Here is a 13,161-nt window from a genome sequence, read left to right as displayed (position 1 = left end):
TTAGAGACGGATTTTTATTTTCAACCCTATGCTCAACGTTCAGATTGATGCTTTTTCCTATCAAAATGAAGCCACATTAAAGGATATTTCCTTTCAAGTGGACAAAGGGGAGCATATGGCCTTAATGGGAGAAAGCGGTTCAGGGAAAAGTACCCTCCTCAAAATCATCTATGGGCTTTTGCATATAGAGAATGGCCATGTGCTTTGGGGCGATAAACAGGCTTTGGGCCCCAATTTTAATCTTGTGCCAGGGGAGTCCTATATGAAATATTTGGCGCAGGATTTTGATTTGATGCCATTCACTACCGTTGCTGAGAACATTGGCCAACATCTATCGGTTTTTGATCGGGAAAACCATGAGGCACGCATTCAAGAACTTTTACTGCTCATTGAACTTGAGGATTTTGCCAAGACCAAGGTAAAAAACCTTAGCGGCGGACAACAACAAAGGGTGGCACTGGCAAGGGTTTTGGCCCAAGAACCGGAGCTTTTGTTGCTGGATGAACCCTTTGGACATATAGACAATTTTAAACGAAATTCGCTCCGAAGAAATCTGTTTGCCTATTTAAAGGAAAAGGGAATCACCGTACTTACCGCCAGTCACGATCCCAATGATGTGTTGCCCTATGCAGACCGAACGATAGTGTTGGAAAATGGCAAAATTATTGCTGACCAAAAAACGAAAAAGCTATACCAAAACCCTCCAAACTATTACACGGCCTCATTGTTTGGCGAGGTCAATGAAGTTCCTATCAGGATGCTAAAATCCTATGCGGCCATCGATAAATCCGTTTTGATTTACCCCCATGAATTCCAGGTATCCGAAACCTCAGGACTAAAAGTGGTTGTGACCCATTCCTTTTTTAAGGGAAGCCATTACCTTAACGAGTGTGAAGAAGGGGAAGGCATTGTTTTATATTTCAATTCTCCAAAGAAAATAAAACCAGGCGAAGCAGTTTTCCTTAACGTATCTTTGGAAACCATCAATAGCCGACTCCAAGTTGAACAAGGAACAGATTCAGAAAGAACTTCAATTTAAGGCCGTGCGAAGCAGTGGTGCCGGAGGGCAGCATGTGAACAAGGTCTCTTCCAAAGTTGAACTTAGTTTTGACATTCACCAAACCTTGGGTCTTTCAGATCGGGAAAAGGAAAGACTATTATTAAAATTGGATTCCAAATTGACCAAGGAAGGGATCTTGAGATTGCAATGTGATGAAGCCCGAAGCCAACACCAAAACAAGAATCTGGTCATTAAACGCTTTTACGGCTTATTGCAAACTGCGCTTAAGGAAGCAAAAAAAAGGAAAGCCACAAGACCTACAAAGTCCTCAGTGGAAAAAAGACTGAAATCCAAAAAAAATACCGCGAACAAAAAAGTCAATCGGAAACCACCGGAATTGGATTAGGACAACTCTTCTAACTCAAATCAGTTCCAAGATTTTGTGGTTCTTTCCATTAAATACAAAGGTGTCGCCAACTTCTTTGCCCAGCAATAATTTTGCAATAGGGGTGCTTGGTGAAATACAAAAGATGGGGTTTCCGTTTTCTTCTTTAAAAGCGCCTACGGAAATCGAAATGAAGTAATGGGCAGTTGAGGTTCGCACCAGATTGCCCAATCCTACTTTTTGGGTTGGTGCACCTATGTTTACCAATTTTAAGACTTGGGCCATTTTTTCAATTTCCTGTAGCTGCTGTCCCAACTTTTCCTGTTCCAGTTGCACCATGGCCCGCCCTGTTTCATGCTTGTCTCCGGCACTGCTCTTGGTTTCCAAATTCAAGGACTCCTGCAGAGTAGCGCCTCTTTTTTTGAGCACTTCCTTTTTTTGACGCACATAGTCTTGGCAGAAATGCAATAAGGCTTCCTTGATTTCCATGATGGCTTTTAAGCAAAAGTTAATTTGAACACTGTCTCTTGATGGGGAATGGAATGCACTTTCAAAGTTCCACCGTGCAACTGCACTACCCTTCTGGAAAGGCTTAGGCCAATACCCGTACCTTCCGTCTTGGTGGTAAAAAAGGGCACAAAAATCTCATCAATAAGATCAGCGGGAATCCCAGGACCATTGTCCACCACTTGAATATATTTGTTGCCATCGCCATCTTCCCCAGCTAGCAATCGCACCTTTCCATTTTCTGTTTCCTTTACAGACTGAAGCGCATTTTTGCTCAAATTGATGAGTACCTGTGAGATTTGCTTTTCATCAATAAAGAATTCCAATTTATCTGGATCACAGCTAACCTGAAAGTCGGTTTCTTGTTCCAGTTTAGGGGACATGAGCACCTGGATTTTCTCCAAAAGCTTACTTCCTTTAACGATGGCTTTATTGGGTTCGGGTACATTGAGCATACTTCTATAGGATTGCACAAAATCCATAAGATTGCTTCCTTGTTCCTTTATGACCTCCAATCCTTTTAATGTATTCTTGATCTGGGTTTGGTCCAAATCTTCCAATGCAACTTGCTTACCCTGTTTGCTATAATATTTAATGATGGAATCTGAAATAGAGGCAATAGGGGTTATGGTATTCATGATCTCATGGGTAAGCACCCTGATCAACCGCACCCAGGATTCTGTTTCCTTTTCATCCAACTCTTCATGAATATCCTGTACCACAACCAACAACAGGGATTGACCATCCAGTTCCAAAGGAGTCGACTTTAGCGCTAGTTGATTTTGTTCCCGTTCATTGGTCAACTGAAACAAACGTCTCTCAAAAGGCTTGAACGATTTAAAAACTTCATACAACCCCTCATCAACTTGGGCCAATTGTTTGATATGGTTCAAAGGGGAATAATTCAGTAGTTTTTCCAAGGTGGGATTGGAGAACAGGATATGCCCCTTTTCATTAAAGGTCATGATTCCAATACTTGCTTGTTTTAGAATCTCCTGGTAATACTGTTCCCGAATTTGCAACTGCAAATGCACTTCTTGGATCAGCCCGTTGACCCGATTAAGGCTTTGGTTAAGTTCCTTGAATGATTTTATCGTGACTCTTTCAGGGAATCGGAGCGTGAAGTCCTCATTTCGGATAGCATCAAAAAAATAGGCGATTTTACGGTTGGTTCTATTGATGAATCGGATCAAGGCATGCACTTGGGCTACCATCAAAATAATGGCTAGTCCCAAAGTAAAATACCAGCCCTCAACAACAGACCAAGCTAGAAGCAAAGCCGTAAGCGTAATCAAGATAACACTAAAAACAAGCTGCAAATAAAAATTCCGACTGGCCATTACCTATTCTTTTTTTTCATTTTGTTGTACAGGGTCTGTCTGGAAATTCCCAGCTGATCGGCCGCAGCACTATAATTTCCGTCATGCTGTTCCAAGGCTTTGGAAATCATTTGTTGTTCCATTTCATCCAAAGTTGCAGGTCCGGCATCAAAAGATTGTGAGGGTTTGGAGTGTAGTAAAAAATCCGTGGGTTTTAAAACATTTCCTTCGGAAAGAATTACCGCACGTTCCATGGTGTGCTGGAGTTCTCTTACATTGCCCGGCCATGGATATTCCATTAGCTTTTCCTGGGCCAAATTGTTGATTCGCAATCCCGGTTTATCGTATTTGCTGGCGAATTTCTTCAGAAAAAAATCGGCTAAAATCAAAATATCCCCTTCCCGCTCCCTTAAGGGAGGAACTTCTATATTGATGGTGTTGATCCTATAAAGTAGATCTTCCCTGAACAATCCGTCGGCAACCATCTGTGGCAAATTGCAATTGGTAGCACAAATGAGGCGTATATCAACATCAATGGGTTTGTTGGAGCCAACCCTAACCACAGTTTTGTTTTGTATGGCTGACAATAATTTGGCCTGCATTTGTAGGGAAAGGTTTCCCATTTCATCCATGAACAGGGTACCTTTATGGGCGGCTTCAAATTTACCGGCGCGGTCATCCTTGGCATCGGTAAATGCTCCCTTCATATGCCCAAACAGCTCGCTTTCAAACAGATTTTCTGCAATAGACCCCATGTCTACTCCAATGAAAAGCTCGTCTTTTCTTATGGATAGACGATGCAATTCCCTGGCAATAAGTTCTTTTCCCGTGCCATTTTCACCGGTTATCAAAACATTGACATCGGTCTTGGCCACTTTCCGAACCAAGTTTAACACGGAAGTCAACGCTTGGGAATTTCCTATTATGAAATTCTTGTCCTCATTAATGACCTGCTTGAGTTCATTTTCCTTTTTCTTGAGTTGATGAATTTCTTGTTTGGATTTCCTGAGCTCAAATGCGGATTTAACCGTGGTCAACAAACGCTCGTTGTTCCAAGGTTTTAGTACAAAGTCTGACGCGCCCTGCTTCAAAGCCTTAACGGCCAGGTCAACCGCTCCGTAGGCAGTCATCATAATTACAGAGGTATGGGGGGATTTTTTCTTGATTTCATTCAACCAGTACAATCCTTCATTGCCCGTGTTCACCCCGGCAGAAAAATTCATGTCCAAAAGCACAATGTCTATTTGATCCATATGGGCAAAAGAGGAAATTTGGTTGGGGTTGAAAAGCGTTTCCACACTTTTATACTCAAATTGCAATAGAATTTCCAGAGCACTCAACACGCTCTTGTTATCGTCTATCACTAAGATTTTGGCGTCCGTCATGGAATATCTATTTCGACTTTGGATTTAAAACTACAAATTGACCCACATAGTTTTGGAAAAGTGTAAAATAATTTGACATTTTTTGTATAAATATTTTACACTTGGGCAGCAGTCTAAATTATGGCAATCATGTTAATTGCTGAAATTCAACATGTTGAGTATTTGGCACAGGAATAGTAATAAGTTTGGCACAGTAAATAAAAAATGACTTTAAAACATCATATTTTCTTCTTTGCCTTGCTGATTTCAACAGCCGCCCTGAGTCAAAAAACGTGGTCGTTGGATGATTGCGTGGCATATGCCATTGCCCATAACCTTCAAGTGAAGAACACTTCCTATACGGAGGACTCCAATCAGGAAAGTTACAGGCAATCGGTACGGAATCTTTTGCCCAGTGTTACAGGTTACTCAGATTATAGAATACAGTTTGGTAGATCTGAAGATCCAAACACCAACGATTTTGTCAACACCGAATTTTTTAGAAACAACTATTCACTTGGAGCCAATTTGGATGTATTCCGAGGGTTTCAAAAAATCAATGCAATTAAAGCTTCCAAGTTTATCTATAAGGCGGCCCAGGAAGATGTGACCCAGCAAAAGTTTCTGCTGGCCTTTAGGGTAATGAGTGCTTTTTATGACATCAAATTTTTTGAAGGTGTGGTGGCCAATTCTTTGGAGCAACAAGAAATTTCCCAATCCAACTACGATTTGGTTCAAAAACAAGTGGAGTTGGGCATGATGGCCGGAGCCGATCTCTACGAAGCGGAATCCAATTTGCTGGGGGATAAATTACTGGTGACCCAAAATCAAAACTTGTTGGCCAATGCCAAACTGGTGCTTTTTCAGGAAATGAACTATACGGAAAATGAGGAAATCACATTGCAAACCGCCATTGAATCGGTTGGAGATGCCAACACCGAAGACGTGTCTTTGGATTCGCTTTACCAAACAGCGAGGGGATTTGTTCCCTTGGTAAAATCCCAAGAATATCGCCTAAAAGCAGCCAAAAAGCAATTACAATCAACGCGTGGAAATTTGTTCCCATCATTGGCATTAATTGCAGGAATTGGGACCAGTTACTTTGAGACCAACGTGGACGCCGATGGCAACCTCATTCCCTTTAGAACACAGATCAAGGACAACACCTCCAAGTTTATAGGAGCGGAGCTCAACATACCCATAAGCTTGGGTTGGTCCAATCGTTCACAGGTAAAGCAACAGAAGATCGCTTATTTACAAGCCAAGAACAATTTGGAAATTCAGGAACAAGAACTGTTTCAATTGCTACAGCAATTGGTTCAGACGCAAAGAGCGTTGGTGGCAGAATATGAGCAGAGCAATAAAAGAGTGCAGGCGCAGGAACTTGCCTTTACCATTGCCCAAAAAAGATATGAGAAAGGGCTGATCAATGCACTGGATCTTTTCCAAGCCAAGAATTTGTATGGGGTTGCCCAAAATGAAAATTTACAGGTAGGACTGCGGTTGAAAATAAACAAGAGCACGATAGATTTCTACAATGGACTACCAATTTTTAATATCAACTAAAAAGTAAAATGGATATACAACTCGAAAAAAAGAAAGGACTGCGTCCAAAACACTATGGCTACATTGCCCTAGGGCTATTGCTATTGTTTGTGGGATGGAAGTTGCTTTTCTCCACTTCGGTATCAACTTATAGAACCCAAAAGGAACGACTTTCCATTGCGCAGGTGAGTGAAGGTAAGTTTGACGACTTCATTACCATCAATGGCAACGTGGCACCCATAGCCACCATATATATGGATGCCTACGAAGGAGGGCGCGTTGCTGAAAAACTGATTGAGGAGGGCACCATGGTAAAGAAAGGGGATATCATCCTGAAGCTGGAGAATATTGGACTTTATGAGCAGATTCTTGCCAGCGAAAGCAACTTGGCCTTGAAACAGAACGACCTTCGTTCCACCAAACTGACCTTTGATTCAAGACAGGTGGAGGGACGTCGAAATTTGGCCACGGCGGAATACGACCTTCAGCGGTTGAAACGAAATTATGAGCAGAATGAAGCGCTCTATCAAGATGAATTGATTTCGAAAGAAGCCTATTTGTTGTCCAAAGAAAATTATGAGCTTTCCAAAAGACAATTTGATATTGTAAAACTGCAAACCGAGCAAGATGATGAGTTGCGCAAAACCTCCTTGACCAGTTTGGATGTGGACCTACAGCGTATGCGGCAAACCTTGTCCATGGTCTATGAACGTTTAGATCACCTAAACGTACGCGCTCCCGCGGATGGACAGTTGGGGTTTTTGGATGCTGAAATAGGACAGAACATCTCTCAAGGACAACGTATAGGACAAGTAAATGTCTTGACAGATTTCAAGATTGAAGCTGAAATTGACGAACATTATATTGATAGGGTAAAGCGGGAATTGTCCGCCACCTTGGAGCGCAACGGAAACGAATATGGACTTAGAGTCCGCAAAGTTTATCCAGAGGTGAGAAATGGAAGGTTCCAAGTGGACTTGGTCTTCACTGGAGAAAAGCCAGAAACCATAAGAACCGGACAAAGCTACAATATCCGATTGCAGTTGGGAGCATCCAATGAGGCCTTGCTTTTGCCCAAAGGAGGATTTTTCCAGAGCACTGGAGGACAGTGGGTCTTTGTGGTCAATGAAAATGAAAACGAAGCTTTAAAGCGTAATATCAGAATAGGAAAACAGAACTCGAGATATTTTGAAGTGCTGGAAGGACTGCAGCCCGGGGAACGGGTCATCACCTCCAATTACGACAGTTTTGGGACCGCGGAAAGAATTGTATTAAAATAAAATTGAAGTGTCACATCTAGCGCAGTCGAGATGTCTTTACATACAGAAGTCAAATTAGATAACAATCAAAAAATGATACAAATACAGAAACTAAAAAAAAGCTTTAGAACCGAAGAAGTGGAGACCCTGGCCCTTAACGGGGTAGACCTCAACGTTGCCGAAGGGGAATTCGTTGCCATTATGGGTCCTTCCGGATGTGGAAAATCAACTTTGCTCAACATCATTGGTATGTTGGACAATCCCACGGAAGGCAGTTATGAATTTGCTGGTCATCAGGTGGGTGGGCTTAAGGAAAGTCAACGCACCCAATTGCGGAAGGGGAACTTAGGTTTTGTTTTTCAAAGCTTTAACCTGATTGACGAGCTTACCGTCTATGAAAATGTGGAATTGCCACTCATCTATTTAAAGATGAACAAAAGCGAACGCAGGGAGAAGGTGAAAAAGGTTCTGGAGCGAATGAAAATTGCGCACCGCGAAAAACATTTTCCACAGCAGCTTTCTGGTGGACAACAACAAAGAGTCGCTATTGCCCGTGCCGTTGTGACCAATCCAAAGTTGATCTTGGCGGATGAGCCCACGGGTAATTTGGACTCCAAAAATGGGATAGAGGTCATGAACCTGTTGACTGAATTGAATCAAGAAGGGACCACCATCGTTATGGTGACGCACTCCGATCGAGATTCGCATTATGCGCACAGGGTCATCAACCTCTTCGATGGGCAAATTGTAACCCAAAGTCAAAACAAACCAATGGGAGCTATGGTTTAAAAGTGCTCCCGAGTTTATTCATCAATCTATGCTGAACTTGATTCAGTATCAAAAATCAGCCTGTGTTAAACCACAGGCACAATCAAAAAACGAGAACCATGTTTAAGAACCATTTCCGAATTGCCTGGAGAAATTTAATCAAGAGAAAGGTATTTACCGCAATCAACATCCTTGGACTTGCGGTAGGATTTGGTAGTAGCATCCTGATCTACCTGTTCTTAAACTATCATCTTTCATTTGACAATTTTCATGCAAATTCGGATCGGATCTACAGGATGGTCACCGAGGAACACAGGGATGATATTGAATATGACCCCAGTGTTCCCCCCGCTTTTGCCAAGACTTTTTTGAATGAATATGATTATGCAGAAAAGGTGGCAAAAATTGTCAACTATGATGGGCTGGTGGTCGATACAGAAATCAATGGTGTGGAAAGCAAGTTTAAGGAAGACATTGTTTTTGCCGAGGAAGATTTCTTCAAAATCTTTAATTATCCTCTTGTAGACGGAAGCAATAATATCTCCCTTGCAGCGCCCAATAGTGCGGTGTTAACGGAAACTGCTGCAAACAGACTTTTTGGGGAAACCGATATTGTTGGCGAAACTTTTGTGCTTGAAAATGACAGAACAATCCAAATCACAGGGGTTTTAAAAGATCTTCCAAAAACAACCTTCCTTAAAAGTGAGCTGTTTGTTTCCTTCGACAATGTCAAGGATTTCTTTGAGTTTGCAGGCTCGGAAAGCTGGGGTGGGATCACAACCAATCTTCAGTGCTACTCCCTGCTTAGGCCAAATCAGGATATAAGTACTATTGAAACAGCGCTTTTGGAACTCCCAAAAAAGCATAGGGCAAAAAGTAAAAACAAACATATTTATAAGTTGCAACCTTTAGCGGAAGCTCATTTGGATCCAGCCTATGGAGGTTTGGATCCAACCCTTCTTTGGGTGTTTGGGATTATCGGACTTTTCTTGATCATCATTGCTTCCATCAATTTCATCAACATATCAACGGCACAAGCTTTCTACCGATCAAAGGAAATTGGTGTGCGTAAGGTCTTGGGAAGCTTTAAACAACATCTGTTTTGGCAGTTTCTTTCGGAGACTTTTGTAATTGGGTTGTTTGCACTCCTTATCGGTATAGGATTGGCCATTTTGTTTCTACCGTCGTTTAATGCATTATTTCAGATTGAGTTATCGGCGTATAATCTTTTGAACACACAATTTATTGTCTTTTTGACCCTGGTATTATTGATTGTTTCCTTCCTTTCGGGAAGTTATCCTGGCATTCTCATGTCGCGTATTGTTCCCGTCCTTGCCCTAAAAGGAAAACTGGACCACAATGATACTGGAGGAGCAACTACCCGAAAAATATTGGTAGTTGCCCAGTTTGCCATTTCCATCACCTTGATTGCGGCCACTTTGATCATCTCCAGACAAATTGACTATGCCGTAAATACCGATTTAGGGTTTGACAAAGATTTTGTTGTCATGGTGGACATTCCTAGCGAGTTGGATCCGGTTCAGCTGAATGGGCTAAAGGAACGACTAGGTCAAATTGCTGGAGTTGAAAATGTTTCGGCTTGTTTAAGCAGCCCAGGGGGCTCCAACAGCAATTGGGGAACAAGTATAAAATATCACAACAAAGCAGAGTCGGAGGAATTCAGTATTGAGATTAAGGCGGGCGACACCAATTACCTGAACACATTTGATATTCCTTTGGTTGCAGGTCGCAACTTCTTTGAAAACGATTCCCTTGCAGAAGTATTGGTCAATGAGAGATTGGGAGAGAAACTGGGCTTGAATTCGCCCGAGGAGATGTTGGGCAAAAAATTTGAAGCCAGTGGAGGAAGTGTAAAAGCTACCATTGTTGGTGTGGTCAAAGATTTTCATGACACCGATTTTACCCATGCGATCAATCCAGTTTTTATTGGTGCCAAAAACTCCTGGTTTTCGGAATTGGCCATCAAGATAAACAACACCAATACCGCGCTTACCTTGGAGCAAATAGGAGAAGAATGGTCCAACGCTTTTTCGGGATATATCTACGAGTATCGCTTTTTGGATGAGAGAGTGGCAGAACAATACGAAACGGAACAACGTTACCTATCATTGTCCAAAGTCTTTTCGGCATTGGCCATTTTAATAGGTTGTTTGGGCCTATATGGTCTCATCCTATTCTATGTGGGGCAACGTACCAAGGAAATTGGGATTCGAAAAGTTTTGGGAAGCAATGTAGCCAACATATTGGCGCTTTTTTCCATGGACTTCTTTAAGCTTATCCTCATTGCGGGCTTGTTTGCAACCCCAATAGCCTGGTATTTAATGGAACAGTGGCTACAAGGGTACACGTATAGAACAGAGATTCATTGGTGGGTTTTTGCCTTGGCCATTTTCTCCATAATGGTGATTACCCTGCTTACAATAAGTTACCAAACGTTGAAGGCGGCCATAGCCAACCCGATTAAAAGTTTAAGAACAGAATAAACAACTTGCCCTGAGTAAAGTCGAAGGGCCAAATAGAAAAACGAACAGTCATGTTTAAAAATCATATAAAAATCGCATGGAGAAGTTTAAAAAAGCAGCCCTTTTTTACTTTTCTGAATTTATTTGGATTGGCCATTGGGATTGCAGGTGCGCTCCTGATTGCCCTTTACATTCAAGATGAACTGAGTTATGATACCATGTTTGCCGATGCTGATCGCATTCATAGGATAAATGCCGATATCAAATTTGGAGGTGAGGACCGCAAGTTTGCTGTAGCCCCGGCACCCTTGGCGGAGGCTTTGGACAACGATTTTGCTGAGGTGGAACTCACCACAAGATTTCGCACCAGGGGAAGTGTCCTGATCAAACGCACAGGGACCGAAGTGAACGTAAAAGAGCAGCAATCTACTTTTGTGGATTCCACCTTTCTAAAAATGTTTGGGCTAAAACTACTGGCAGGAGACCCCAACACAGCTCTAAAATTGCCGAACACACTATTGCTCACCAAAACTGCAGCAGAAAAGCACTTTAATGTTAACGAAGCTGTGGGCCAGACCTTGGAACTGAACAACACCCAGACTTTTACCGTGGCCGGGGTAGTTGAGGATATGCCAAAAAACTCGTTTTTAAGAGATCACTCTGTTTTTATGGCAATGTCTGGGTATGAGGATTCCCGAGTGGTAAATTGGGGCAGCAATAATTACCAAACATTTTTTAAGCTGATTCCTTCCGCCAAAGCTGCGGATTTGGAGGATCCGCTCCGCGCATTTTTAGGGAAATATGTTATTCCAGGAGTTCAACAATTTATGCCTGGAATTACTGAAGAACAATTCTTGGCCGCTGGAAATCATTTGTTCTATCATTCCATTCCACTTACGGATATTCACTTGAATTCGGATCGGGTTGCGGAAATAAGTCCAAACAACAATATCCAGAGTATTTATATCCTGTCCTTTATTGCCATTTTCCTCTTGGTGTTGGCCTGTGTAAATTTCATGAATCTTTCGACGGCCCAATCGTTGAAAAGAGCCAAGGAGGTTGGAGTACGAAAAACATTGGGATCCAACAAAGTTGATCTGATCCGTCAATTCTTGGTCGAGTCGGGACTGGTATCTTTTGGAGCCTTGCTCTTGGCCATTTTAGTGGCCGTTATTGCTTTGCCATTTTTCAATGATTTGGCGGACAAGGCAATTGTATTCCCGTACGCGAGTCCTGCTTTTTGGTTTAGTCTTGTGGCCGCTGGGGTCCTCCTAGGTGTTTTCTCAGGAAGTTATCCAGCATTCTTTATGTCAAAGTTTATTCCTGTAAAAGTATTGAAAGGCTCCAACAGCAATAGCCTCGGCGGAAGTAAGGTGCGCAACGGACTGGTTATTTTCCAGTTTGCCATATCTGTCTTCCTGATCATTGGCACCCTTGTGGTCTACCAACAGTTGGAGTACATTCAAAACAAAGATTTGGGCTTCTCCAAAGAACAGGTACTCGTTGTGAACGATGTATATACCGTAGGTGATCAGGCGGAGTCCTTTAAGGAAGAGGTCAAAAAATTGGGATTTGTAAAAAATGCGACCTTGACAAGCTTTTTCCCTACCCCTTCCTCTAGGGGCGATAGCACTTTTGCTCCAGAAGATGGGGTAACCGATCAAGAACGGGCTGTAAGTATGCAGACGTGGTATGTGGACCAAGACTATGTCAATACCATGGGATTTGATCTAATTGCCGGGCGGGACTTTGACAGAAGGTTCAAAAATGATTCCACCAGCATCATTATCAATGAATCCGCTTTGGCCACTATGGGTCTTTCCCCAGAAGAAGTGCTTGGAAAGCGTTTTACTAGCGATTGGGGATTGGAAAATCCCAAGTTTTATTCTGTAATAGGAGTGGTAAAGGATTTTCATTTCTCTCCATTCCGTGAGGACATTGAAGCCCTTAGCCTTTTTCTGGGCGACGATACAGGATCCATGGCCATTAAGCTGGAAACCGCAGATTTTCAAGGAGCTTTGACCAGCGTACAGGACATCTGGAGGAGATTGGCCCCTGGCCAGCCATTTGATTACTACTTTATGGAAGATTCCTTTAACAAGACCTATAAGGCTGAGCAACGCCTGGGCAGAATCTTTTTCATCTTTACCACCCTTTCCATCTTAATTGCCTGTCTTGGCTTGTTTGGTTTGGCGGCATTTAATGCAGAAAAACGCACCAAGGAGATCGGGGTCCGTAAAGTGTTGGGTGCCAGTGTGGGTCAAATCACATACAAGCTTTCTGCTGATTTCTTGAAATTGGTTGCGGTAGCCATTGTGATTTCGTTACCCGTGGGATGGTATGCCATGAACCAATGGTTGGCGGATTTTTCCTATCGTATAGAAGTGAAATGGTGGGTTTTGGTACTAGCCGCGGTCTTGGCAGTGGTTATATCGCTGCTCACCGTGAGCTACCAAAGTATTAAGGCAGCTATTGTTAATCCTGTAAACAGTTTACGCACCGAATGAAATAAAGAATTTATCATCAATCAA

At 42.4% G+C, this 13,161-nt stretch carries 10 protein-coding genes; 7 read left to right on the top strand and 3 right to left on the bottom strand.

All coding sequences use genetic code 11. The features are described from left to right. Positions 1-28: 28 nt before the first annotated feature. Positions 29-1,039, top strand: coding sequence for a sulfate/molybdate ABC transporter ATP-binding protein (locus ACOOE0_RS04635; protein ID WP_420401307.1), 1,011 nt, complete (start codon positions 29-31; stop codon positions 1,037-1,039). Continuing rightward, positions 1,002-1,406, top strand: coding sequence for an alternative ribosome rescue aminoacyl-tRNA hydrolase ArfB (gene arfB / locus ACOOE0_RS04630; RefSeq protein WP_420401306.1), 405 nt, complete (start codon positions 1,002-1,004; stop codon positions 1,404-1,406). Before ACOOE0_RS04635 ends, arfB begins: the two co-directional genes overlap by 38 nt. 15 nt (positions 1,407-1,421) lie before the next feature. Here arfB and ACOOE0_RS04625 read toward each other — a convergent pair whose 3' ends face one another. Genes ACOOE0_RS04625 through ACOOE0_RS04615 form a run of 3 tightly spaced genes read right to left on the bottom strand, consistent with a single transcriptional unit; the run spans position 1,422 to position 4,596 of the window. Further along, entirely contained in the window at positions 1,422-1,874 is a 453-nt protein-coding gene (locus ACOOE0_RS04625) for a 3-oxoacyl-ACP synthase (RefSeq protein ID WP_420401305.1), read from the bottom strand. An 8-nt stretch (positions 1,875-1,882) separates the two neighbouring features. After that, a complete protein-coding gene (locus ACOOE0_RS04620; protein ID WP_420401304.1) occupies positions 1,883-3,232 on the bottom strand; it encodes a sensor histidine kinase in 1,350 nt (449 codons plus the stop codon). Continuing rightward, positions 3,232-4,596, bottom strand: coding sequence for a sigma-54-dependent transcriptional regulator (locus ACOOE0_RS04615; protein ID WP_420401303.1), 1,365 nt, complete (start codon positions 4,594-4,596; stop codon positions 3,232-3,234). The genes ACOOE0_RS04620 and ACOOE0_RS04615 overlap by 1 nt, the downstream gene beginning before the upstream one ends. Positions 4,597-4,800: 204 nt before the next feature. Between ACOOE0_RS04615 and ACOOE0_RS04610 the strand changes: the two genes are divergently transcribed. The 5 genes from ACOOE0_RS04610 (at position 4,801) to ACOOE0_RS04590 (ending at position 13,137) form a co-directional block, all read left to right on the top strand. After that, on the top strand, positions 4,801-6,141 hold the full coding sequence (locus tag ACOOE0_RS04610; protein WP_420401302.1) for a TolC family protein: 1,341 nt from the start codon (positions 4,801-4,803) through the stop codon (positions 6,139-6,141). An 8-nt stretch (positions 6,142-6,149) separates the two neighbouring features. Then, on the top strand, positions 6,150-7,400 hold the full coding sequence (locus ACOOE0_RS04605) for an efflux RND transporter periplasmic adaptor subunit (protein WP_420401301.1): 1,251 nt from the start codon (positions 6,150-6,152) through the stop codon (positions 7,398-7,400). Positions 7,401-7,472: 72 nt separating this feature from the next. Then, positions 7,473-8,168, top strand: a complete 696-nt coding sequence (locus tag ACOOE0_RS04600) for an ABC transporter ATP-binding protein (RefSeq protein WP_420401300.1) — start codon at positions 7,473-7,475, stop codon at positions 8,166-8,168. Between the two features lie 98 nt (positions 8,169-8,266). Then, positions 8,267-10,651, top strand: coding sequence for an ABC transporter permease (locus ACOOE0_RS04595; RefSeq protein ID WP_420401299.1), 2,385 nt, complete (start codon positions 8,267-8,269; stop codon positions 10,649-10,651). 50 nt (positions 10,652-10,701) lie between these two features. Beyond that, complete coding sequence (locus ACOOE0_RS04590) at positions 10,702-13,137, top strand: ABC transporter permease (RefSeq protein ID WP_420401298.1); 2,436 nt, start codon at positions 10,702-10,704, stop codon at positions 13,135-13,137. Positions 13,138-13,161: the final 24 nt, after the last annotated feature.

This window comes from Flagellimonas sp. (assembly GCF_965215805.1).
Lineage (GTDB): Bacteria > Bacteroidota > Bacteroidia > Flavobacteriales > Flavobacteriaceae > Flagellimonas.
The sequence above is the reverse complement of the archived record's forward strand: the minus strand, read 5'-3'. Positions and strand labels throughout refer to the sequence as shown.

What these genes read in the sequence shown, in the direction of transcription:
- ACOOE0_RS04635 (WP_420401307.1), top strand. Translation starts at nt 29, where the DNA reads ATGCTCAACGTTCAGATTGATGCTTTTTCCTATCAAAATGAAGCCACA.
- ACOOE0_RS04625 (WP_420401305.1), bottom strand. Translation starts at nt 1,874, where the DNA reads ATGGAAATCAAGGAAGCCTTATTGCATTTCTGCCAAGACTATGTGCGT.
- ACOOE0_RS04620 (WP_420401304.1), bottom strand. Translation starts at nt 3,232, where the DNA reads ATGGCCAGTCGGAATTTTTATTTGCAGCTTGTTTTTAGTGTTATCTTG.
- ACOOE0_RS04615 (WP_420401303.1), bottom strand. Translation starts at nt 4,596, where the DNA reads ATGACGGACGCCAAAATCTTAGTGATAGACGATAACAAGAGCGTGTTG.
- ACOOE0_RS04610 (WP_420401302.1), top strand. Translation starts at nt 4,801, where the DNA reads ATGACTTTAAAACATCATATTTTCTTCTTTGCCTTGCTGATTTCAACA.
- ACOOE0_RS04605 (WP_420401301.1), top strand. Translation starts at nt 6,150, where the DNA reads ATGGATATACAACTCGAAAAAAAGAAAGGACTGCGTCCAAAACACTAT.
- ACOOE0_RS04600 (WP_420401300.1), top strand. Translation starts at nt 7,473, where the DNA reads ATGATACAAATACAGAAACTAAAAAAAAGCTTTAGAACCGAAGAAGTG.
- ACOOE0_RS04595 (WP_420401299.1), top strand. Translation starts at nt 8,267, where the DNA reads ATGTTTAAGAACCATTTCCGAATTGCCTGGAGAAATTTAATCAAGAGA.
- ACOOE0_RS04590 (WP_420401298.1), top strand. Translation starts at nt 10,702, where the DNA reads ATGTTTAAAAATCATATAAAAATCGCATGGAGAAGTTTAAAAAAGCAG.